Genomic DNA, 25,035 nt, shown 5'->3' on the forward strand with positions numbered 1-25,035 from the left:
GGCTACTATGAAAAAGATTTATGCATATCTATCGGTTTTTATATTTATTACAAGTTGTGCAACCTATAGTACAAAATATGTAGATGATAAATATGCTGTAGATGTTGATAGTTCTAAAGAAGTTTCACATACATTTTATTTAATTGGTGATGCAGGTTTGTCTCCTATTGGGGGTATGAATCCTGCACTCAAAATTTTCAAAAATAAGTTGGATAAGGCAGATAAGAACAGTACTGCCATATTTTTGGGAGATAATATTTATCCTGCTGGGCTACCGGATCCAAAAGATTCTACACAAGCCTACATAGAGGCAAAAAATCATTTAGATGCCCAAATTAAAACCTTGGAGAATTTTAAGGGCAGACCACTTTTTATACCTGGTAATCATGATTGGTACACTGAAGGTTTAATTGGTCTGGAACGGGAAGAAAATTATATAAAAAGAGCTTTAAAGGAGAAGGAGAAAGACCCTTTTTTACCTGAGAACGGGTGCCCAATAGATGTCATAGAAATAGGGGAAGATGTTGCCATCATTACAATAGACACAGAATGGTACTTAACTAATTGGGACAAACGCCCCGATATTAATGATAAATGCGAGATCAAGAGTAGGGACAAGTTTTTTCTGGAATTGGAAGATGCCATAAAAGATTATAGAGATCGTACCACGGTAATAGCTATGCACCACCCATCAAACAGTTATGGCGAGCATGGAGGGCACTACTCGTTAAGAAAACAATTTTATCCAAAGAAAATGGCAGTGCCGGTACCTGTTCTAGGAACTTTTATCAACGTATTAAGAAGTACCTCAGGAGCATCCATTGAAGATAACAATAACAAGCGTTATAGAGAATTGATGAAAAGGGTAACGACCTTGGCACAATATTCCGATCGGGTAATATTCGCATCAGGACATGAACACACATTACAGTATATCCTTGAAAATAATACGCCGCAAATTGTTAGTGGTTCAGGTGCAAAAGAAGGTTTTACAAAGTTGCTGAACGGCTCTCAGTTCAGTACAGGAAAAATGGGTTATGCTACTTTAGAAGTATATAAAGATGGGTCGTCAAGAGTTAGATTTTATGGTGTTGGCGAAAACAATAATGAAGATTTTTTGTTTACAAATGAAGTGTTGCCACCTACGCAAGTAACGTTTGAAGCTGAACTTACAGTCAGTTTCCCAGATTCTGTAGAGGCGTCCGTATACACAGATAATGAGATTGAAAAAAGTAGGTTTTATAAAGGAATTTGGGGTGAACGCTATCGTAAGTATTATGGCACAAAGGTAAAGGTGCCTACAGTACGTTTAGATTCCCTTATGGGTGGTCTTGAACCTGTTAAGAAAGGCGGAGGTCATCAATCTAAATCACTTCGTCTTCGCGCAAAGGATGGTAGGGAATATGTCATGCGAGCTTTAAAGAAGAGCGCCGAGCTATACTTGCAGTCCATGGCTTTTCAAGATCAGTATGTATTGGATGATTTAAAGGAGACCTATACCCAAGAACTTTTGCAGGATTTTTATACAGGCTCACACCCGTATGCTCCTTTTACCACAGCGCGATTATCAGATGCTGTTGGTATTTACCATACAAATCCTGTATTGTATTATGTGCCAAAACAGCCGGCTTTAAAGGAGTATAATGATTCTTTTGGAGATGAATTGTATATGATTGAGGAACACACTGGAGATGGTCATGGCGATTTGGCAAGCTTTGGATATTCAAATGATTTAAAGAGTACTGATGGCATGCTAGAAGACTTGCGTGATGATGAAAAGTACGAAGTGGACAAGGATCTTTATTTAAGAGCTCGGCTTTTTGATATGGTATTAGGTGATTGGGACAGGCATGTTGATCAGTGGAGATGGGCAGAGTTTAAAGACGAGAAAAAGGATAAGGTAGTATATAGACCTGTACCTAGGGATCGTGACCAAGTATACTCCAAAATGGGCGACGGTGCTTTAATGAATATTGCCACGCGTATAATACCAGGCTTAAGGTTAATGGAAGGTTTTAATGAAGAAATTAGAAGCGTAAAGGGCTTTAACTCTTCTCCTATGACCTATGTTTTGGATCTTACCTTGTTAGGAGAAACAGAAAAAAGTCAATGGTTGGCTCAGGCAAAATACTTGCAAGAGAATTTAAAGGAAAGTGATATTGATGAGGCGTTTAAAGCTTTCCCAGAAGAGGTAAGGGATGAAACGGTCAATGAAATTAAGCAAACACTTTTGGCACGCCTAAGCCACATTCAAGAAACGGCAAATGAATACTACAAGATTTTAAATAAGTATGCCGTTGTAGCGGGTACCGACAAAGATGATTGGTTTGAAATCAATAGACTTAATGATACGGAAACTGAGGTAAAGGTTTATAGAAATATAGGAGATAAGAAAAAACGTCTTTTTTATTATAAGATTTTTTCAAGTGATGATACCAAAGAACTTTGGGTGTTTGGTTTGGATGACGATGATATTTTTGAGGTTAAGAATCCTTCCAATTTTACGGGAGTAAAGGTGAGGATTATTGGGGGGCACAACAATGATATATATCGAGTGGATAATGGTAAGAACGTGGCATTGTATGATTTTAAGAGCAAGAAAAACACGTTTGAAAAGACAAGTGGGGCAAAAGTTAAATTATCAGATGACTATGAACTAAATACCTATCAACCACTTAAATTGAGAAATAGTTTCAATCAAATTATACCTACTATAGGTTTTAATCCAGATGATGGGGTTAGAATAGGTTTCTTAAATACATACACCTATAATGGGTTTAGACAAAATCCTTTTACGCAACAACATACCATAGGTGCATCTTATTATTTTGCCACAAGCGGTTTTGACGTAAAATATCAGGGAGAATTTGCCCATGTTTTTGAGAATTGGAACGCAGAATTGAAAGCCCGTTTTACAAGTCCTAATTTTGCGGTGAATTTCTTTGGTTTTGGTAACGATACAGAAAATTTTGATGATGACTTAGGGTTGGATTTTAATAGGGTAAAACTTAGGCAAATAGACTTTTTGCCATCATTGGTTTGGAGAGGACAGTTGGGCGCTAAGGTGAAACTGGGGTTGTCCTATGAGAACATTAGTGTAGAAGAAACCAATGATAGGTTCATAAACACTTTTTATCAACAAAATGGAGAAGAAACCAATAGTGATTTTGTTGGGGCTCATGCTACTTATACTTACGAAAACAGGGATAATGAAGCATTCCCAACCATAGGAATGGGAACTTCGTTAGAAGCAGGGTATAAAGAAAATCTTTCTAAAGAAGGAGGTAGTTTTGGGTACATAATACCAAGCTTAAGTTTTGATTATAAATTAATACCAAGCGGAAGGCTGGTGCTTGCTACAAAATGGAAGGCACATTTTAACTTAGGTGATGAATACGAATTTTACCAAGCTGCTAGTATAGGTGGTATTGATGGTCTTCGTGGTTTTAGAAATCAGCGTTTTACAGGAAAAACTTCCTACTATCAAAATACGGATATTAGATTTAGTCTTGCTAAAAAACGCACAAGACTACTACCTACTGCAATGGGGCTTTTTGGTGGTTTTGATTATGGAAGGGTGTGGATGCCTGAAATGAGTTCTGGTCGTTGGCATACCTCTTACGGTGGAGGTTTTTTCTTAAATGCATCAGATATTATCTCGGTGAATACGGCAATATTTGCCAGTGAAGACGGACCAAGATTTACTTTTGGACTAGGTTTCGGTTTTTAGAAAAGTAAATTATTTTATAGAATAGGTGTATAGGTTACCACCTTCACTATGTGCTTTTTCATCGGAAATGAGTAGGGTGTCATCATTGAGAAAACAAACCGATTCTAATTGAGAACGGGCACCTAGATCAATTTCTTGCATGTTGCCCTTTGTGAAATCATCCCAAGTAAAATCTGTAAAAATGAACAGCTTACCATAGCTAAGCGCAACAATTCTGTCCCCTTTTGGAGATATGTCAATGGATGTGATTTGGCATATTTTCCAATCTTTGCAAGGCGTAAATGAACCTACAAGGATTGCCTCATAAGTACCCTTGGTATCTGGTACTGAGTAAATATGGGCTTCTCCTGTAAATGCTTTAGACCTGTTTTTGGTTACTATGAATATTTTGCCATCGTGGTGAAAAATAGCTTCTGAATCGTAAAATAAACCCTCTTTTTTAGGTGGAAAATCTTTTTGGTCCGGATAGTGGAGCTTAATTTTTTCAGCGTCAATTTTGTCTCCTGGTTCAATAGTAGGGTTGGGTAGTTTATAGATGACCAAATCTTTTCTTTTGTTCGCATTGTTTCCAATATCACCAATATAGAGATTACCGGCTTTATCAGTGGTTAAATCTTCCCAATCTTGGTTGTCACCATTTTTAACTTTAAGACTTTTAAGAATATCTCCCTTAAGGTTTATTTGATATATTTCATCTTTGTTGCCACCATCTTCAATGACCCAAACAGTAGAATCGCCGTAAGTAGCCAATCCAGAGTTTTCATCTAAACTGCCTGGCAAATCTGCAATTACTTTTAATTGACCGTAATTAGAGCACGAGGTGAATACAGATAAAACTAAAAATATGCTTAATACTATTTTATTCATCTTGATCAGCTAATGGCATAAATACTTCAGCTTTCCAACGCAAAGCATCGCCACCCATATTTGGGTTGTTAAAAAAGAATTCTATTGGCTTTTTTTCTATGGCAATGTTCTTTTCTTCAGCGTAGTCCAATAAAGTGTACCAAGCTCTATCAGAGGTCATGTAGTTACCATTGTAAACAGCCTTAAGTGATTTTTTGCCAATGAACTCTTTATAAATAATATCTTTTATTTGAGGCAAGGTATCGCTTTTAATAATGGGGTAGCAAAAATTAAAGCTTATGCTATCATTTTGCATATTCCAATCTGTGGTTTCAATAAATGGAATACCGTTTACCTGAATGCCATTACTTGCTATTACGGAATTGAGAAAAGGATAACTCTCCATCATGCCGAAAGCCTTGGATATCTGTGTGGTTTTGTGTTCAACGCAGGCACAGTAGGTAGAAGGTAGGTTATCTTCTCCCATAAATGTAACTTTAAATTCCTTTCTATGGGCATTGAGGCTCTCAATGAAATCGGTCACGGTTTTTCTTGATTGTTTTTCAAAATCGGTATCGTAAAATGGGACCACAAGTTTATTGCCCATACTATGGTCTTCATCTTTTACATTCACGATTAATTGTGAAGTAGAATCCGTAATGGGGGTTATGTTCCAATTATAGATATGGGTTGAATCTCCGGTAACAACTTTTTGTTCTAAATTACCCAAGTTATTAAGCTGTCTTACAGTGGCATTTGGTAAGGTATTGTTCCAAGCTTTTAAAGCTTGATTTATAGTACCAGTGTTAGATTTGGCTACAACCCTTATTTGATAATCTTGTGGTTTAATAAGAAAATACCAAAGTAATGCAACCATTAATATGGCAATGGTTATAGTTAAGCCTTTTTTCATGCGAATTAATTATGTGCTAAACTTGAATTTTTCTTCATTTTAATTTTAGAGTTTAAAAGATCGCCAATTTTTCTACCTTGGCCAACACCTACTTCTACCGCAGCTCGGTAGTGAATTCCGCCGTACATTCTACTAATGGCAGCTTCATCGGCAGCTTCGTTAAAAGAATTGAATTTTCTTATAGGTAGACCATAAGGAGTTTCGGTATCATCTTCAAAGCTAAAATCATCGCCAAAAATACTGGTCAATGCTGTAGAGGCAGCACCGGATACTACACTGTGTCCACTGGTATATTCCGGAAATGGAGGAGTTTGTAAAATAGGTTTCCAGTTTTCATCTATATGTTGGTTGATCAATGTTTCGGGTCTAATAAGGTTGCTTCGGTATTTTTCATCCCAACAGCTAATGAAACCGTCAGCGATGGCCATTGAAGTTTTGGTGTATGCAAATACCGTATCATCAAAATTACTATTGGTCTTTTTTGCCGCTATTTTTGTAATACCGATCCAATGTGCCCCTGGAGTAATTTTTTTGGTAGCGAACATCAAATGACCTCTAGTTACCGAAACATAAGGGTTGCAATCCCAGAATTTAGCAATGGCCACTTCTTCAGATTCATCTCCGGTTTTGGTGATATCATTACTAATATTATAAACCTCAATAAGTTCTTTATAGAAGTCGGAGTCTTTTTCTAATGAGAATGGGGGAGGTGGTACTGGTTTAAACTGCGATGCCGAATCAATAATAAATGGGCGAATTTTATTCCAGTGTGGTTCTATACCATCCATATAAGCAGGTGGGGTAGGTTGCCATCTCGCCGGGTCGTCTGTATTGACCGTAAATTTAGGCATTGTTCTGGTTTGACTGTAATTGTCCTTATTCATCCATTCTTTAATATGTTCTGCCACTTTTAAGCCATAGGTTTTAGAGGCTTCAAATTCCGGTTCGTTCATATTTTTCCATTTTGTGAACAAACTATCTTGCAGTACATCAAACTTGTCTTCAGAAAAGATGAGCTGTCTACTGATGTTCATATGGGCAATTAATGCGGATAATTGTGGATTAATAGCAGATGCCGTATCTATCGCCGGTATTGGTTTTAAATCTTTTAGTTGACCAGATAAAGATTGATAGTCAGGGTTTGTTTGAGCAACAATCTCATATGCCGCAATGTTTGGGTATGCAAATATTCTACTGGCTACTGGCGGAGAGAAAATATCATGGATCATGATATCTATAACATGGTCAATAGAATTATGTAGATCGTCTGGAGAAATCTTAATTGGTTCTTGTTTTTTCTCTGTACAGTTTGCAAATAAGACCACTGCTAAAAGTATAAATACATATTTTTTCATTGTACTAAGGTTTGAGTATTTGGTACACCTCTGCTGCATTGTCATTAAAGGTGAGCAATATATAATTGTTGTTGTTGAAATTGATTATGTTCATATTACGAATCGATTTTCCCGTTAAATCGAGACCAATTTTATTTGCTAAGGTAATATTGCTGTCGCTACTTATCAACGCCCCGGGAAAAGAATCAAAACGGCCATGGTATGGTTTAACTCCAAAATAATTTCCGGCTGCTAGTACCTCTGTTTTAAGATCTCCGTTAAAGTCAAACTCCAAGAAAGACATTATAGGTGCCAATTGCAGTTCATAACTAAAAGGAACAAAAGAGAATTTACCATTGTTATTTATAAGATAGCCAGAATTTAAAGTGTGCACTTCTAAAATTTCGGCATTTGCTAGCATATTCTCACCTAGTATTTTATCTATGGATTTGCCCGCGAAAGAATGGTAGTTGTTGAATTTTTTACGAAGCGAAACCATTTGGCTGGCTAATTCTTTTAATCCGTCTACAGGGTAATCTTTACCGTCTTTGTATGTGCTTACAATGGTTTCTGTTGCGCCATTTTTATCAAGGTCTCCATAATACATTTTCATAGGATGTTCTTCTGATGTGGAGAACTTCGTATTCAAACCCCAATTGCCTAAAAGAAAATCTTGGTCGCCATCACCATCAATATCAAAACTGGTGACAGCCTGCCATAAACCGTTTAACTTATCGTTTTCTAAAGGATATATTTCTTTGAAAGTACCTTCATTATTTTCAAAAAACCTAGGGGACATCCATTCACCAACAAACAAAAGATCTTCCCATCCGTCATTATTGAAATCTGTGACCAAAGCATCGGTAACCATGCCTAGATTCTCAAATGTATTGTCGGCTAAGCTAAAATTGCCATTTTCATTTTTTAATAAATAACTGTTAGGTTTATTTCCATAATCTGCACTTACAGATTGGTTGCAGACTAAAAGGTCAAAGTCATCGTCATGGTCGTAATCAAGTTTTAAGAGCACGGATGTGTTCTCGAACATTTCGGGAAATTCTTTTTTAGAATAAGTTTGATTATTTGAAACGTAGTAAGAATTTGTAAGGGGCTTCATTTCGTTGTAAAAATCTGCACCACCTGTCCCTACAATTAAATCGTTTTTTCCATCATTGTTAAAATCTGCAATTATCGAAGTGATATCCTCTTTAATACTATCCTTGTTTATTTCTGGATAATTCGTTTTTTGAAAGACAGTGTCACCTTGAATATAAACTTGAGAAGGAATGTATTTTGAGCCACCAAAGAAAAGATCTTCTTTACCATCAGCGTTTAAATCGCCTACACTTACTGCCGGACCTCTGTCTGACATTTGATAAGGAATCAATTTTTGACGTAAATAATCGCTATAAGCATCTTCATTATGAATATAGTCAATGCCTAGGTTGTTCAATGTTTTTTTGAACAGTAATTGCTTTTGAAAGTGCAGGCTATTATAATCAAAAGGTTTGTTTTGACTTGGACTGATATTCAATGTTTGATTTACTGCTATATTTTTTAAAGTCTGATAGCTTTTGTCCGGCCATATGATTTTTAAGGAGTCAATAGTAGTAAGGTCACCGTACCCAAAATGAATAATAGGTTCTGAGGAAGCCTGGAACCCACGAACCGTATACATTTCTTTAAATTGCTGAACACCGTTTGCGTAAGAGAAAATTTTAGTGCCTATACCAAATTTGTTTTTTGGCGTATAATCTAATTTAATTTTAAGCCAGTGGGCTTTATCATTAGTAGTGTTCTCTTGTATTTCCGCAGGGCTATAAAGATTGTTGGTGACTAAATCTAAGTCGCCATCATTATCTAGGTCACTATAGGCTGTAGCACCGGTTATTATAGTGTCTTGGGCAATCCAGTTTTTTGATTCATCGATAAATTGAAGGTCTTTTGAGCCTTTAAAAATCATATTCCCTATAAAACCCGATGGCATCATTTTAAGTGCCTTTTGATCTACAAGGTTGGTATTATTGATTTTTGATCTAATGTTATCATTAGAAATATAGTTAATATAATCTAGATCATTAGGTCGTTTAGGTATGCCATTACTAATATAAAGATCTTGCTCACCGTCTTGGTTAAAATCCCCGAATAACGCGCTCCAGCTCCAGTCTGTTGCCGCAACGCCACTTTGTAATGCGGTTTCTAAGAATTTACCATCGGGTTGATTTACAGAAAGCATATTTCTTGTATACTGATTATGGTATCCAAAAGTTTCGGTTTTCATTTTTTGAATTTGGATATCATCATCACCCTCGGATGATTTGAGAACAACTTCATCTCTGCCCAACATATCCAAAGAAATTAAATCTGGTAAACCGTCATGGTTAATGTCTGCCACATCACTTCCCATAGAAAATCGTGTTGTATGTCCAAAAGCCTCTTTAATACTCTCTTTAAAAGTACCATCACCATTATTTAGGTAGTAATAGTCGTCCTCATGAAAATCGTTCCCAATATAAAGATCAGGGTAACCATCCTGATTAAAATCAGAAACGGCTATTCCTAATCCGTATCCATTTACTCCACCATAAATACCGGCTTCTTCGCTGACGTCAACGAATTTACCATTGTCATTTCGTAGCAATTTGTCGCCAGTTTCGTAAATACGATTATGTCTTATTTGTGCATTACCGTAAGAATCTTGGGTGTGTATGGCATGGTTAAGGAGATATATATCTAAATCACCATCTAAATCATAATCCAAAAATGCGGCAGATGAGCTATAAGATTCAAAATCAAGATCAAATTCAGCTGCGCTTTCTTTAAAGGTAGCATCTCCTTGATTTATGAACAGCTCATTGTATCCATTGAATCCGTTTAGACCAACAACTGCACAAACATAAATGTCCAAAAGACCATCACCGTTTACATCTCCCATTATGGCTCCGGTATTCCAAGAACTATTACCCTCAACGCCTGCCTTTTCAGTAATATCTTCAAACTGTAAATTGCCTTTGTTGAGGTATAACTTATTCTTTACCTGATTTCCGGAAAAATAGATGTCAGGTAAACTGTCATTATTGATGTCACCAATGGCAACACCACCACCGTTATAAAAGTAGAGGTAATCTAATATGCTTAGGTCTTTGGTTTCGGTAAGTGTATTTTCAAAGGTGATGCCTGTCTCGTTAGCAGGGCGTTTTGTAAATAATTCACCGGAATTTTGTTTGCATCCTAACGCAAAAACCAAAACAGATATGTACAATAACTTATTCCTCATTTAATCTATACAGTTTTGGAGTGTCGTCATTAATTGCGGCAATAATAAATTCGTTTCCGTTTTTATCCTTTATGGTTTTTAATTGTTTTACTTCATTACGTATAAAGAAACCACTGTCAGAATAATTTTGCCATTTAAAATTTAATTTACCGTCACCAAGTAGGACATTTCCATAGTTGGCATCTAGTCTAGAGTATTGAGGCTTAAATTCAAAATTATTACCTGCCATGACAAGGTCTAGGTTTCCATCTTTATTTACATCTAAACATTGAATGCCACAAATACATGAGAACTGTACTTGTGGTGGTAAAATTTTAATGGTGAAATTACCATTACCTTCGTTAATAGCAATAACAGATTCTGATATGTTTACCTGCTTTTGTATGGTATTATCTAGAATATCTTTTGAAAATAGTTCTTGAATAGTCTTCCTTGCATATTCTGAAGCTTTAATATTCTTTTTCTTCAGCGCTAATATTTGTGTGGTCAATTCTTTTTTCTGGTGTAACGGGTAATCGCCATTGTCATAGTTTTGGGTGGTAATTTGCTCAATGGTACCATCATTGTCAAAATCGTTCACCCACATTTTCATAGGCTTGCCAGGAGCTGGTTTGTAATGGATATTGCTGCCCATATTACCAAGAATTAAATCTTGATCGCCATCATTGTCTAAATCATAGGCCTCAACAGCTCCCCACCATCCATTTAAACTATCTAACGAACTTGTAAATTTACTAAGCCTTCTGCCAGAGTTTTTATAAATTTTTGGGCTTCCCCAATCGGATACTGTAATCAGGTCATCCTTACCATCACCGTCCATATCTACCCAGCTGGCATCCGTAACCATACCGGCATCTTTAAGGTCGTATGCGGAACGTTCAGTAATATCGGTAAAAGTTCCATCACCGTTATTTGATAAGAATAAGTGGTCTGGGTTTACACCATAAGTTCCTACAATACTTCTTGAGCCTACAAAGACATCTACATCGCCATCGCCATCAAAATCTGAGGGAGAAATTACCGCAACATTTTTATTGATGCTTGGAAGTTTGTTGGTGCTTAAAGAGAAATTTCCTTTGCCGTCATTTATGTAAAGTCTAATTCCATAAGAACCTTGATTGCCTATTTCATTACCACCGGTACCAACCATAAGGTCAAGGTCACCATCTTGGTCGGCATCAAAAAATGACGCTGTTGTATCTTCTAATTGAGCTTCTTCAACAAAGAAATTTGTTATGGGTTTAGAAAGTGAACCATTGCCATTATGAAGATATAGTGCGCCAGTTTGGTTTTTTGCACCACCAATAAAAATATCATCATTGCCGTCTCCGTTTACATCGCCAACCGCTAAACCAGGACCTTCTTCTGCCAATGATTTTGATATTAATCCTTCATTATCAAAGTCCATATAATTGTTTTCTTTATGGGTCAAGAAAGTATTGTTTTCTATAGATTTCAACAGGGTAGAGGCTTTGGTGTTTTTGACTTTGTAAATATCTGTAGCCTCTTCTTGGTTAAAGGTAATGGTCTGGTTTGCCTTTACGTTTTCAAGTTTTATTGTAGTGTCATTTGGCCATATGATACGGACAGAATCTATAGTTTCAGTAGTGCCCAAACCAATGGTCATAGGGTAATCTACAGAAGATTGAAAACCTCTAGAAGGCATTAATGTTTGCTCTATAATGTTATCTGTGTAATATAAACGGGCCACGGTGCCTATTCCAAACTTATTGCCCTCTGCACCTCTGAATTTTAAAGTGATATGGTTGTTGTTAGACTGCGTTTCAGAATTGTTACGGTATACAAAGGCTTCCATGTTTACGTTGTTGACTACCAAGTCTAAATCGCCATCATTATCTAGGTCACCATAAGCAGAACCGTTTGATCTACTTGGCAGTTCAAAACCCCATTGTTTATTGTAATTACTGAACGTGATATCACCATTATTTCTGTACGCGTAATTTGGTAATGGGGTAACCGGCATTTTGTTTATAATAGAATCAATAGACTCCTTTCTGCCGGTCAATGCCATTTTTTGAATGATTTCATTGGCAAAGAAATCCACGAAATCAAGGTCTGTCAAATCATGGTTAATGCCGTTAGTAACGTAAATATCTTTTAGTCCGTCATTATCCATATCGAACATGAGTCCAGACCAGCTCCAATCTGTAGCTTCTACACCACTATAGTATGCAATTTCAGAAAAAGAGCCATTACCGTTATTAAGCTGCAGCGTGTTCTGAATATATTGCTGGTGGAAGTCTTTGCTCTGTTTTAACTTAAAAATATTATAACCTTCAAATTCCATCACCGATTTTACACGTTGATCCGGTTCAGGTAGCATATCTGTAATAAAGATATCGGTAAGACCATCATTGTTAATATCTGCCATATCAATCCCCATGGCGGATAAACTTAGGTGATTGGTCCATTTTTGAATCTCCTCACTAAAGGTCCCGTCTTGGTTGTTAATGTATAAATAATCCCTTTCGTAAAAATCGTTGGAAACATAAATATCTGGGTATAGGTCATTATTGATATCCACTACCATTACACCTAATCCGAAACCAATTAGACTACCATAAATACCGGCGTCTTCACTGACATCTACAAATTTTCCGTTGTCATTTCTTAAAAGCATATCGCCAACACCTCTAAAAATTTTTGGAACACCTTCCCAATCTTGGGCTCTTACTTCTCTTTGTTCGGCATACCCTAAGCTACTTACTGGTATATTACTGTTGTTTAGAATATAGGCATCTAAATCACCATCTTTATCATAATCAAAGAAAGAAGCATGGGTTGAAAAACCTGTTTCCGCTAAATTATACTCATGGGCTTTTTCTGTAAAAGTGCCATCACCGTTATTGATATAAAGATCATTGTCATGATTGTTCCCCTCCATATTACCAGCGTTACTAACATAAATGTCTAGGTAACCATCATTATTGATATCTGCCATAACAACACCCGTTGACCAAGGTTTGTTTCCTTTTACACCTGCCTTTTCCGATATGTCTTCAAATTTTAAATCTCCTTTATTTAAAAAGAGTTTATTGGGTTCCATATTACCTGTTAAAAAAACATCGGATAGCCCATCATTATTAATGTCTCCAATGGCAACACCGCCTCCGTTATAAAAATTGCGATATTTGAAAATGTTGAATTCTTTTGAGTTCGCAACTTTATTTACAAAAGATATACCCGTTTCTTCAGGTCTTAAAAGTGTAAAAAGTGTAGGTTCACTATTATTTTCAAGAGTGTTACCGTCTTCTTTTGAACCGCAGGATTGTATTAGTAAAAAAAATAAGCCAAGCAAGCATAGCTTAAGAAAATTGAAGTTCATTCTTTTTATGTTTGAAATGGATTTTTGAGTAATAATATGCGCTGTAAAAATTGAGTTAGTCACCTGTGTAATAGGTTATTCAAAAATGATTTGCAATATAGCCAAATACCTAATATTTGTTAGGTTTATTTGCCAAAAGTAGACGTTAAAATTTAAAGAAATCGTTATAGTGTTCGTAGTAAAATGCGAATAATGAGATTTTGCCGCATCTTTTTAGAAGTAATGAAAATAATCCAATATATTTAACCTTGACTAAGTAACAAACAACTCAACAGATGATAGGCATATTTTCTTTCTTAGGCTTCACCATATTGGTAGCCGTAATTTCATATTTAGCAACTAGAACAACAGATGAGCAAACCTCAGATGGTTATTTTCTAGGGGGTCGAAGTTTAACGGCAGGCGTAATAGCTGGTTCATTATTATTGACCAATCTTTCTACAGAGCAAATTGTAGGGCTAAACGGTAGTGCATATACAGATGGTTTATCTGTAATGGCATGGGAAACTTTAGCGGCGATCGCAATTGTAGTAACAGCCATTTTTCTGTTGCCAAGATATTTAAAAGGTGGGTTGACAACCATACCGCAATTCTTGGCCAAAAGGTTTGATGTTACAACAAAGACCATTACCTCTGGTCTGTTTTTAACGGGGTATGTCGTAGTGTTGTTGCCTGTAATACTGTATTCAGGGTCGGTGGCGATTAGCGGTATGTTTGATGTGCCCACCTTATTGGGGGTTTCTGATAGTACGGCATTGGTAATTTGTATATGGGGAATTGGATTAATTGGATCGGTATATGCGGTTTTTGGCGGATTGAAGGCTGTGGCTGTTTCAGATTCTATAAACGCAGTTGGTTTATTGATAGGTGGATTGTTGATTCCGATATTCGGATTAATGGCTATTGGGGATGGAAGTGTTTTCGGCGGACTTGATATATTGGTAAGTGCGAATCCTGAAAGATTTGATTCTACGGGAAATCCAGGTCAAGAAGTACCTTTTGCAACTATTTTTACAGGAATGATGTTGGTACAGTTGTTTTATTGGGGTACCAACCAACAAATTATACAAAGGGCATTAGGGGCAAAAAACTTGGCCGAAGGTCAAAAAGGATTATTGTTGGCTTCATTTTTAAAAATATTGGGACCATTAATTTTGGTTTTACCGGGCATGATCGCATATCATTATTTTGATGGTGGTTTAGCTTCAAGTGATTTGGCTTACCCGGAATTGGTAAGGGCGGTTTTACCTAAGCCATTAGTTGGCTTCTTTGCAGCTGTATTGTTCGGTGCAATTTTAAGTTCTTTTAATAGTGTACTTAATAGTTCTGTAACCCTATTTGGTATTGACATCTACAAACAACATATTAACCCAGAGGCACCAGAAACTACGGTGGTAAAATACGGTAAGATTTTCGGGATATGTTTGGCGTTAGCGGCTATGTTCATAGCTCCGCTTATAGCAAATGCAGGAAGCTTGTTCAATTATTTGCAAGAAATCAACGGTATTTATAGCATTCCTATTTTCACCATAATAGTTGTAGGGTATTTGACTAAAAGAGTTCCGGCTATTGCTGCCAAAGTAGGTATTCTGTCAGGTTCTGCATTATATATAATTAGTCAATTTTGGTTGAAGAATAAATTTGTAGATGCAGCATTGGCAGATGCTAATGCGAAAGGTATTACAGACCCTATGCAATTGAAATTGATTGAGGCTGATGCGTATCCTCATTTCTTACACATAATGGCGATATTGTTTGTAACCAATATTGTTATTATGTTAATTATTGGTGCTATTAAACCAAGAAAGGAACCTTTTGTTTTGGAGTATACGGATCAAGTATCCATTACACCGTATAAGTATGTGAATCAGGTAGGTATAGCTATTTGTTGTATTGTAATCGGCATCTACGTGTTCTTTGCAAAGTAAGGAATTTTACAAGTCATGAGTTAAATAGCCACATCAAGTATTTGATGTGGCTATTTTGATTTATTTGGTAGCTGACCTATGTTTCATTCTATTTCTTGATTAGTGTAGAATAGAAAGTATTCTTGTAAATGAAATGATAGGTAGTATAACGTGAAAATACTTTAAAAACCGTACCATATTTTGTGGCAAATGGCTGGTGCTAAATTCAAGTCCTCTCTGCAATAAGTTCTTGTGAGCCATTGTTATCGGTATGAGAAAGAAATAATTTGTCGAGATAGAATGCTATGAAATAGCAAATATAACTGTATGTGCTAATAGGGAATGATTTAGTTCTGATGTAGTGAATAATATTTCTATTGAATTTAGTCAATCTGACTTGTAATTAGACCATTAACTAAAAAAAACCTTATTGCTCAATTTGTTCAAATAGCGTATTGTATAAATAAAAAAAGCCTCCAATATGAAATTGGAGGCCTTTTCAACTTAAACTAAAAATTATGTTTGCTTAGTATCCTGGGTTCTGTACTAAGTTAGGGTTTGCAAGCAATTGAGCTTGTGGTATTGGGAACACATTGTAATCATCATTATTGATGGTTCCTTCGGCTTTAAATAACCAATCTCTACCAAATTGACCAAAGCGAATTAAGTCATTACGTCTCCAAGCTTCTTGGTACAATTCTCTACCTCTTTCATCTAAAATATCTTGCTCAGATACAGTACCTAATAATTCTTGAGTGTTACGTATAGTTCTTAATTCATTGATCATTGCCGTAGGGTCACCACCACTTCTAAACATAGCTTCCGCTTTCATCAAATGAGCATCAGCATATCTAAATACGATTTGGTGACTAATAGAAGCTTCTCCATTTCTAGCAGCATACTTCTGAATACGTATACCTGTAGTTTCATCATTGTTAATAAAGTTTACGTTACCCGCACCATCTTTAAAGTCTCTTTTGAAAGTAAGGGGAGCTCCTTGTCTATCTTGTAATGGAGTTCCGTCTAGGTCATATTGTTGGTTGATAAGAAAACCATATCCAACATTTGATCCATCCACAAATCCGTTGTTATCAGATGCGTATGGTTGACCTGCAAAAGGAGTACCTATAGTTGGTACACCACCTCTACGTTCTTCTTGTCCGTCAACAGGATTTTGATTTGCATCTAATTCATTTGATTCTGCATCACCTTCAAATAGGTCGTAAAACTCAGCAAGTGTACTAAAACCGTTCCAGCCACCACCTTGTATACTTGTACTGTTGTAGTGAAGTCCCATAACAATTTTGTTAATGGTATTTGCTTCTAAAGCCCAAATAGTTTCAGTGTCTGCATCTGGTAAGAAAAGGTCAAAGTAGCCTTCTTGCAGTGCATAACCTTCAGCTGTAATTTCATCAACTAAAGAGATTACTTCTGCCATATCTGAAGCTTCTGGAGCTGTGCCAAGATAAATATGCTTGTTCAAAAGAACTTTAGCTTTTAAATATCTTGCAGCGGCTTTACTTGCTCTTAAGTTAGCTTCGCCACTACCTGCAGGTGTAGCAGGGGCATTTGCAATAGCCGTATCTATATCGGCAAGAATGAAATCCAATGCTGCTTGACCCGTAAGTACTTCAGGTACAGAAGAAGATGGTAATTCGGTATCTCTATAAGGAACTTGACCAAAGTTGTCCAATATAACCCACATGCTATACGCTCTTATGAAGCTAGCGTCTCCAATGTTGGTGGTAGATGGGTTACTTCTTGAATCTAAAACCTGAGAAGCTTGTAATTGGTTTCCATTCCATAATTGAAAAACGTTTACAATAAAAGAGTGCTGACCGTTCCAATCATGTGTATGTAGAACTCTCCAAAGCCCATTATCACCCCAGTCACCTCCACGCGTAGGAATCAAATGCTCATCTGAAGTTACTTCTTGTAGTGCAAAATAGTTGTCTTGACCAGCATACTGTCCGGCAAGTGATCCATATAGATTCGTAACCGTAGAAGAAGGATCGGCCAAGCCTTGAAATCCTTCTGAAATGATCGAATCTGTTTCTTCTATTTCTAGATCGGTACAGGAAGAAACCCCTACCAACGATAGAATAGAAAGTGTTAAGATTTTAAAATTATTTTTCATGATATACAATTTTTTTTAATTAAAATGATGCATTAATACCAAAAGTGAATGTTCTTGGTCTTGGATAAGAACCATAATCAATTCCTCTTGATGGTACACCAGAACCTAAATCACCAGTATTAGCTGTAACCTCTGGGTCTAAACCACTATAATCAGTGATCAAGAAAAGGTTTTGCCCGGTAATTGAAAAACGTAAAGAATTTAATGCTCCTTCGCCAGATAATGGTACGTTATAACCTATGCTAGCATTTTGGAAACGTACAAAATCACCTTTTTCCAAGAAACGTGTAGAAGCATCTGCAGAAGCTCCTGGGTCTTCACCACTAGTCAATACATTTTGGGTTACGTTTCTAGAGTTAGAAAGTGCACCGGCTGTAAAGTATGCGTTTTCAGTGTTATTGTATACTGAGAATCCAAACTGACCTTGGAAGAATACAGAAGCATCAAAATCCTTAACTTTTAAGTTTAAGCTTAAACCTGTAGTGATATCTGGTAAAGCATCTTCACCAACAAAGGTCTTGTCTTGGAAAGGATCACCAACACCATTACCATCTATGTCTTGGTATGTTGGAGTACCTGCACTATCAAAACCAGTGAAGATTGGTAAAAAGTAGGAATACAATGATTGTCCTGAAGCAAAACGCTGTGCAAATGCACCTGTTAAACCAGGACCGTTAATTTCACCCGTGTCAATAAGTCCATCAAAATTTTGAACCTCATTGTCGTTATAGGCAATATTAAAATCTGCGGAAAAAGTAGCGTCATCAGTTCTTACAAAATCGTAAGCCAATGCAAATTCAATACCTTGGTTAATGATACTGGCATCAACATTCTGGAACTGGAACGGGTCAACTGCAGGTGCGGCTGGTGGAGTCTGTAATAGAACATCTGTAGTTTCAGTTCTATAGATATCAATACTACCACTTAAACGATCATTGTTGAACCCAAAATCCAAACCAGCATTTAAGTTAAAAGAAGATTCCCATTTTAAGTCTGGTCTATCTGTAGCAACAATTGCTGTACCATTTGCGTTAATTTCAAGATTTTGTTGAACTGTTAAATCTGAGAAACGTTGTCTTGCTACGAAGTTACCGTAACCTAAACCATCTTGGTTACCAGTGATACCTGCACTTAAACGTAATTTAAGTGTAGATACGTTTTCGCCAACAAAATCTTCCTCGTTCATTTTCCATGCAAATGCACCGGAAGGGAAATATCCGTATTGATTTTCAGGACCAAATCTGGAAGAGCCATCAGCTCTCATTGTTGCTGTAAATAAATATTTATCATTCAACGTATAATTCAATCTTGCAAAGAAAGACTGTAGCTCATCGGTATTGTCAAAAGAATTTGTAAAGACAGAAGTAACAGCGCTGTTAAGGCTTCTTCCTAATTCTTCTTGAGCTACAACCGTTGGTAATAATCTATTGATTAAAACTCCATTAGTGTTGGGTGCATAATACGCTTGCTGATAAGATCCGGTTACTGCATTCTGTAAGTCGTTAACCGCACTTCTTAAATCTCTTCCCATAGCATTTAAGTCACTAGTAGAATAACCTCTACCGCCAGAATTGAAACCAAAAGTTTGGAAATCTTGGTAACCAAAACCAACTAATGCCTCTAAACTAGAATTTTCAAATTCTTTGTTGTAGTTCACAGTTGCCTCTAAAGTTTTATTGTTTCTTTCTAAAACACCATAGTTTCCACGTCCTATATCCGTAACACCATTAATGTTGTTAATGTCTTTTGAGATAACAGATGTGTTAGAAGCTTCAGAAATGTCCAAACCTGCATTTAATTTGGCAGAAATTTCAGGGGTAAAATTGTATTGAACAGAACCGTTTAAAAGGTATCTGTTTGTATTGGTAATGTTCTGAGTATTGTCAAGTGCATTTTGCGGGTTAACATTTAAACCACCTGCATTAAAGCTTGAGCTAGCTGGCCACGTTGGGTTAGCGGCATAAGCGCCACCTAAGACATCACCTGCAGCACCTGCTTGTGCACTAATTGGTGCTTGAGAATCATTAATACGTGCAATAGACATTTGTAGTCCTAAAACTAATTTATCTTCTAAAAATCTTTGGTTAAGATTTAATCTACCTGTAATTCTTTCTAAATCGGAATTTTCAACGATACCAAATTGTTTGCCGTATCCAAAAGTAGCCCTTACATTACCACTACCGTAGTTTTTAGAATAAGAAAGGTTTTGGTTTTGAGAAGCAGTTGATCTCAATACCACTTGTTGCCAATCTGTATTAGCTCCAAAATTTACCGCACTCGCATCACCACCTACAGAAGTTACACCAGATAAAAATTCAGATGCATCTAAAAGGTCAAAAGTATTGGCAGCCTTAGATATGCTTAAAGAGCTAGAGAAGTCCCACACGCCTTGGCTACTTCCTTTACCACTCTTAGTAGTAATAATAACAACACCGTTAGCACCACGCGAACCGTAGATTGCCGTTGCCGATGCATCTTTTAAAATACTGATGCTCTCAATGTCATTTGGGTTAATAAAGTTCAACGGGTTTTTAACGGCACTTTGACCAAAACCGGTCTCACCTTGTGGAGATGTATCTCCTCCACCCAGTGGAACACCATCTACCACGAATAATGGATTGTTATTGGCACGTACAGAGTTAGAACCTCTAATGTTAATTTGAATACCGGCTCCAGGCTCACCACTTGTTTCTTGAATGTTGACACCTGCAGTTTTACCTTGTATCAGTTGTTCTGGCGAAGCAATGTTACCACCGTTAAAATCTTCCGCAGTAACCGCTGTTACGGATCCGGTTGCATCTTTTACGGTAGTTGTACCATAACCAATAATTACAACCTCTTCCAATGCTTCAGCATCTTCTTCTAAAGTAAAATTGATTGAAGTTCTACCGTTTACCGCTACTTCTTGAGTCTTGTAGCCAATGTAACTTACAATAAGTACTGCACCTTCTTCAGCGGTCAAAGTGTAATTACCGTCAAAATCGGTTTGCGTACCGTTCGTAGTCCCCTTTACAAGAACACTAGCTCCTGGTAAAGGTCCACTTGCATCTGAAACAGTTCCAGATACTTCTTGTGCCTGCAAGAATCCGAAGCATAAAAATGCTCCAAGAACCAACAGACTTTTTAGGAATGTAATCTTCATAAATTGTTAATTTAAGTTGAGTTAATTTAATTTCAATTGTTAAAAATATGCAAAAAGGCGTGTTGTTAATATAAAGTGTAAAGCTAAATAGTTACGAAAACGGTTTCGTGTTGATAACTTTTAATTTTTGCGAGTATAATGAATGTTAAAGGGGGTTTTTATTATATTCATAATTATATATCTGTATTAATATGAAAATATGATTATCCTGCAAATATATAAAAAATAGATTTTTGAATATATTTACCGTTTTCATCTCCGTAGTAAACTTTAGCTTTTGGAAAAGATTAAGTTCTTATCTTAAATTTTTAAACCTTCTATCTTGAAACCAAAAATTACTTTAAAAGACATTGCAAGAGAATTAGACGTATCAATTTCTACCGTTTCCAAAGCGTTAAAGAATAGCAAAGAAATCAGTAAGGAAACAAAGGACAAAATAAAGGCTTTTGCAAAATTCTACAATTATAGACCAAATAATATAGCTCTAAGTTTAAAAAATAAAAGAACAAAAAATATTGGTGTTGTTATTCCGGATATAGTACATCATTTTTTTACTACGGTTTTTAGGGGTATTGAGAAATATGCGAATGCTATGGGGTATAATGTCATAGTATGCATTTCCGATGAGTCTTATGATAAAGAGGTCATAAACATGGAAATGTTGGCAAATGGAAGTATTGATGGTTTTATTCTTTCATTAAGCGCTGAAACACAAAAAAAGAACGATTTTACCCATTTAAAAGAATTGCTTGATCAAGGGATCCCAATAGTACTTTTTGATCGTATAACTACTGAAATAGATTGTGATAAAGTTATTTTAAACGATTTTGAAGCTGCCGGTGATTCCGTAACACATTTTGTTAAGGCTGGTGCAGTAAAAATAGCTTTAATAACCACAGAAAAGTATTTTAACGTAAGTGAAAGTAGAAAGGAAGGTTATTTAGCAGCTTTGAAATTAAATAATATAGCATTAGATGATCGTTTAATTTTAACACTACCCCATGATCGGGATAATACAAATTTAATAACCGAATTTTTTCAGAATAATGACGTTGATGCAGTATTATGTGTTAATGAGATATTCGCCATTCAATGCATGAGTGTAATTCAGCATTTAGGATACACCGTTCCAGATGATATTTCGATAATCGGTTTTACCGACGGTATACTCTCTAGGTATTCATCGCCCCAATTAAGTACTGTGGCGCAGCATGGTGAGAAAATGGGAGAACTAGCGGCCAAACTATTGATCCAAAGAATGGAATCTGTAGAATTAGTAGAGGAGCCGTTTAAGACAGAAGTTATTAATGCAACTTTGGTAAAACGGGGTTCAACAATTAATTAATAGTTATAATACAATGGGTAAAGTAGGTTTTATATTTGATTTGGACGGTGTTATTGTGGATACCGCTAAATATCATTATTTGGCATGGCGTAAGCTGGCAAACGAATTGGGTTTTGAATTTACCAAAGAACAAAATGAACTTTTTAAGGGCGTAAGTAGAAAAAGGTGTTTGGAAATTCTTTTGGAAATAGGAAATGTCAAGGCAACACAAAAACAATTCGATACTTGGATGATTGAGAAGAATGTAGATTACCTCGCCTATATTGAAAAGATGGACGCTAGCGAAATTCTACCAGATGTACCAAGGGTATTAAATTTTTTAAAGGAAAGAAATATTCCTATTGCCTTGGGTTCTGCCAGTAAAAATGCGCAACCTATATTGGAAAAAGTAGGTCTGTTACCATATTTTGATAGCATTGTAGATGGTAACAACGTTACCAAAGCAAAACCAGACCCAGAAGTGTTTTTAATTGCCGCGGACAACCTAAAAGTTAAACCGGAATTTTGTGTGGTTTTTGAAGATGCCGTAGCGGGTATTCAAGCAGCTAATGCGGCAGATATGGTCAGCATTGGAATTGGGGATCCAGATATTCTTAATGAAGCGCAGTATAATTTTAAGGATTTCACAGAAATAGATAATCAGTTTTTGGAATTATTATTAAATAATAAATAAATAAAGATAGCTATAGCTAGTTGCTTTATTTTTGATCGTAACACAACAAGAAACTAATGAATCAAGATTATATAAAACCAGATAAATGGTGCATTATTGAAGAAGGATTTGATAAGGAAAATGTCAAATCCTCTGAAAGTATTTTTAGCATCGGTAACGGCGCCATGGGGCAACGTGCCAATTTTGAGGAAACCTATTCAGGAGATACTTTTCAGGGTAGTTATATTGCCGGGGTATATTATCCAGATAAGACCAGGGTAGGTTGGTGGAAAAATGGTTACCCAGAGTATTTTGCCAAGGTTTTAAATGCACCCAATTGGATTGGCATCAATATTAAAATAAATGGTGAAGAATTAGATTTAGCCACTTGCAAAAAAGTTTCGAACTTTAGACGTGAGTTAAATATGAAAGAAGGCGTGTATTCACGTAGCTTTTTGGCGGTAACTTCAAATAATGTGGAAATTGAAGTTGTGGTAAAGCGATTTTTGAGTTTGGAGATAGATGAAGTAGGTGCTATTTCATATCAAATCAAAGTGTTAAATACCAAAGCTTCCTTGGTGTTTGAGCCATATCTTGACAGTGGTATTACCAATGAGGACAGTAATTGGGACGACAAATTTTGGAATACCACAAATGTAAGTATCGAAGAAAATTGTGCGTTTATTGAAGCGCACACTATGAAAACGGAATTTAAGACCTGCACCTTTATGCAGGCTTCTTTAGATTATGATGGTGCCACAGTTGTAGGTGTTGCATCGGAAAAGACGGATAATTTCGTTTCATTGAAATTTGAACAGGAGGTAGAGGCTAACGCAACTGTAACTTTAACAAAGTTTGGTGGTTATACCGTTACACGAAATCACCCAAACGAGGAGTTGGTTCAAGTTGCTCATAATAAACTCAGTGAAGTAAGTGAAATTGGCTTTGAAGGGCTGTTGCAAAAACAGAAAGAGGCTTGGGCGGCAATTTGGGAAATGAGCGATATTGTTATTGAAGGTGATATAAAAGCGCAGCAAGGAATTCGTTTTAATATTTTTCAATTGAACCAAACGTACTTGGGGACCGATTCTACTTTAAATATAGGACCTAAAGGTTTTACCGGTGAAAAATATGGTGGTAGTACTTATTGGGATACAGAGGCATATTGCATTCCTTTCTATATGGCCACCAAAGATGATAAAGTGGCTAGAAAACTATTAAAGTATCGCTACAATCATTTAGAAAAGGCTATTGAAAATGCTAAGAAATTAGGCTTTTCAAACGGTGCGGCATTATATCCAATGGTGACTATGAATGGCGAGGAATGCCATAATGAATGGGAAATTACCTTTGAAGAAATACATAGGAATGGAGCCATAGCCTTTGCAATTCACAACTATTTTAGATATACCGGTGATTATAGCTACATACCAGAAATGGGCTTAGAGGTTTTAATAGGCATTTCAAGGTTTTGGCATCAGCGTGTTAATTTGTCAAAAGACAAGAATAAATATGTAATGTTAGGGGTTACGGGTCCTAATGAGTATGAGAATAATGTCAATAATAACTGGTATACCAACTATTTGGCAAAATGGTGTATAAACTATACGTTGACCCAATTAGATAAGGTTAAGAGCGGTTATCCGGATGATTATCATAGGGTGGTGGGCAAAACCAAACTTACCGATAGGGAATGTGAAAAGTGGAAGAAGGTTGCCAATAAAATGTATTTCCCTTATTCAAAGGAATATGGTGTTTTCTTGCAACAAGATGGCTTTTTGGATAAAGAATTGGTTAAGGTGGATGATTTGCCAAAATCTGAAAGACCTATTAACCAAAAATGGAGTTGGGATCGTATTTTAAGATCACCTTATATAAAACAGGCAGATGTGCTGCAAGGTTTTTATTTTTTTGAAGAGGATTTCTCTACAGAAGACCTTGAGAGACATTTTGATTTCTACGAACCTTTTACCGTTCATGAATCTTCCTTGTCCCCTTGTGTGCACAGTATTCAGGCAGCTAAATTGGGTAGAATGGAGCAAGCATATAATTTTTATTTAAGAACATCTAGATTAGATTTAGATGATTATAATAAGGAGGTAGAAGAAGGTTTGCACATTACGTCTATGGCCGGTACTTGGATGAGTATTGTTGAAGGTTTTGGTGGTATGCGTGTGGTAAACGATAAATTATCGTTTAAACCTCAAATTCCAAATCAGTGGAATGCATATTCATTTAAGGTTAATTTTAGAAATCGGATCATAAAAGTGAACGTAACCGCTGATTGTACCACTTTTCAATTAATTGGAACCAAAGAAGTTTCTATTCGTGTCAATGGTAAAAAAGTAGAGTTGTTTCCAGATGAGTTGATCACCGTATAGTTTCTTGTTGTAGTTAGTACTAAAA

At 36.3% G+C, this 25,035-nt stretch carries 12 protein-coding genes; 5 read left to right on the plus strand and 7 right to left on the minus strand.

The features are described 5' to 3' along the window. Positions 1–7 precede the first annotated feature (7 nt). Positions 8–3,730 carry a metallophosphoesterase gene (locus I600_RS13130; protein ID WP_058104985.1) on the plus strand — a complete coding sequence of 1,241 codons (3,723 nt, stop codon included), beginning with the start codon at positions 8–10 and terminating at the stop codon, positions 3,728–3,730. Positions 3,731–3,739: 9 nt separating this feature from the next. Here I600_RS13130 and I600_RS13135 read toward each other — a convergent pair whose 3' ends face one another. The 5 genes from I600_RS13135 to I600_RS13155 are packed head-to-tail and all read right to left on the minus strand — an operon-like array spanning position 3,740 to position 13,446. Further along, complete coding sequence (locus I600_RS13135) at positions 3,740–4,597, minus strand: hypothetical protein (protein ID WP_058104986.1); 858 nt, start codon at positions 4,595–4,597, stop codon at positions 3,740–3,742. Further along, a complete protein-coding gene (locus I600_RS13140; RefSeq protein ID WP_058104987.1) occupies positions 4,590–5,489 on the minus strand; it encodes a hypothetical protein in 900 nt (299 codons plus the stop codon). The genes I600_RS13135 and I600_RS13140 overlap by 8 nt, the downstream gene beginning before the upstream one ends. A 5-nt stretch (positions 5,490–5,494) precedes the next feature. Next, complete coding sequence (locus tag I600_RS13145) at positions 5,495–6,844, minus strand: vanadium-dependent haloperoxidase (protein WP_058104988.1); 1,350 nt, start codon at positions 6,842–6,844, stop codon at positions 5,495–5,497. 4 nt (positions 6,845–6,848) lie between these two features. Then, on the minus strand, positions 6,849–10,100 hold the full coding sequence (locus tag I600_RS13150; RefSeq protein ID WP_058104989.1) for a VCBS repeat-containing protein: 3,252 nt from the start codon (positions 10,098–10,100) through the stop codon (positions 6,849–6,851). Beyond that, positions 10,090–13,446 (minus strand): VCBS repeat-containing protein, encoded by a 3,357-nt coding sequence (locus I600_RS13155; RefSeq protein WP_058104990.1) that lies wholly within the window; start codon positions 13,444–13,446, stop codon positions 10,090–10,092. The genes I600_RS13150 and I600_RS13155 overlap by 11 nt, the downstream gene beginning before the upstream one ends. A 275-nt stretch (positions 13,447–13,721) precedes the next feature. Here I600_RS13155 and I600_RS13160 point away from each other — a divergent pair, with 275 nt between their 5' ends. Continuing rightward, positions 13,722–15,374 (plus strand): solute:sodium symporter family transporter, encoded by a 1,653-nt coding sequence (locus I600_RS13160; protein ID WP_058104991.1) that lies wholly within the window; start codon positions 13,722–13,724, stop codon positions 15,372–15,374. Between the two features lie 505 nt (positions 15,375–15,879). Here the strand turns inward: I600_RS13160 and I600_RS13165 are convergent. Continuing rightward, the gene (locus I600_RS13165) at positions 15,880–17,490 is read right to left on the minus strand and encodes a RagB/SusD family nutrient uptake outer membrane protein (RefSeq protein WP_058104992.1); all 1,611 of its coding nucleotides are present in this window, start codon (positions 17,488–17,490) and stop codon (positions 15,880–15,882) included. 19 nt (positions 17,491–17,509) lie between these two features. After that, entirely contained in the window at positions 17,510–20,632 is a 3,123-nt protein-coding gene (locus I600_RS13170) for a SusC/RagA family TonB-linked outer membrane protein (RefSeq protein WP_058104993.1), read from the minus strand. Between the two features lie 322 nt (positions 20,633–20,954). Here I600_RS13170 and I600_RS13175 point away from each other — a divergent pair, with 322 nt between their 5' ends. Genes I600_RS13175 through I600_RS13185 form a run of 3 tightly spaced genes read left to right on the plus strand, consistent with a single transcriptional unit; the run spans position 20,955 to position 25,010 of the window. Then, complete coding sequence (locus tag I600_RS13175) at positions 20,955–21,977, plus strand: LacI family DNA-binding transcriptional regulator (RefSeq protein ID WP_058104994.1); 1,023 nt, start codon at positions 20,955–20,957, stop codon at positions 21,975–21,977. A gap of 13 nt (positions 21,978–21,990) precedes the next feature. Further along, a complete protein-coding gene (gene pgmB, locus I600_RS13180) occupies positions 21,991–22,650 on the plus strand; it encodes a beta-phosphoglucomutase (protein WP_058104995.1) in 660 nt (219 codons plus the stop codon). 56 nt (positions 22,651–22,706) lie between these two features. Next, complete coding sequence (locus tag I600_RS13185; RefSeq protein ID WP_058104996.1) at positions 22,707–25,010, plus strand: glycoside hydrolase family 65 protein; 2,304 nt, start codon at positions 22,707–22,709, stop codon at positions 25,008–25,010. Positions 25,011–25,035: the final 25 nt, after the last annotated feature.

The sequence above is a fragment of the Maribacter dokdonensis DSW-8 genome (genome assembly GCF_001447995.1).
Classification (GTDB): Bacteria; Bacteroidota; Bacteroidia; order Flavobacteriales; family Flavobacteriaceae; genus Maribacter; species Maribacter dokdonensis.

What these genes read in the sequence shown, in the direction of transcription:
- I600_RS13130 (WP_058104985.1), top strand. Translation starts at nt 8, where the DNA reads ATGAAAAAGATTTATGCATATCTATCGGTTTTTATATTTATTACAAGT.
- I600_RS13135 (WP_058104986.1), bottom strand. Translation starts at nt 4,597, where the DNA reads ATGAATAAAATAGTATTAAGCATATTTTTAGTTTTATCTGTATTCACC.
- I600_RS13140 (WP_058104987.1), bottom strand. Translation starts at nt 5,489, where the DNA reads ATGAAAAAAGGCTTAACTATAACCATTGCCATATTAATGGTTGCATTA.
- I600_RS13145 (WP_058104988.1), bottom strand. Translation starts at nt 6,844, where the DNA reads ATGAAAAAATATGTATTTATACTTTTAGCAGTGGTCTTATTTGCAAAC.
- I600_RS13150 (WP_058104989.1), bottom strand. Translation starts at nt 10,100, where the DNA reads ATGAGGAATAAGTTATTGTACATATCTGTTTTGGTTTTTGCGTTAGGA.
- I600_RS13155 (WP_058104990.1), bottom strand. Translation starts at nt 13,446, where the DNA reads ATGAACTTCAATTTTCTTAAGCTATGCTTGCTTGGCTTATTTTTTTTA.
- I600_RS13160 (WP_058104991.1), top strand. Translation starts at nt 13,722, where the DNA reads ATGATAGGCATATTTTCTTTCTTAGGCTTCACCATATTGGTAGCCGTA.
- I600_RS13165 (WP_058104992.1), bottom strand. Translation starts at nt 17,490, where the DNA reads ATGAAAAATAATTTTAAAATCTTAACACTTTCTATTCTATCGTTGGTA.
- I600_RS13170 (WP_058104993.1), bottom strand. Translation starts at nt 20,632, where the DNA reads ATGAAGATTACATTCCTAAAAAGTCTGTTGGTTCTTGGAGCATTTTTA.
- pgmB (WP_058104995.1), top strand. Translation starts at nt 21,991, where the DNA reads ATGGGTAAAGTAGGTTTTATATTTGATTTGGACGGTGTTATTGTGGAT.
- I600_RS13185 (WP_058104996.1), top strand. Translation starts at nt 22,707, where the DNA reads ATGAATCAAGATTATATAAAACCAGATAAATGGTGCATTATTGAAGAA.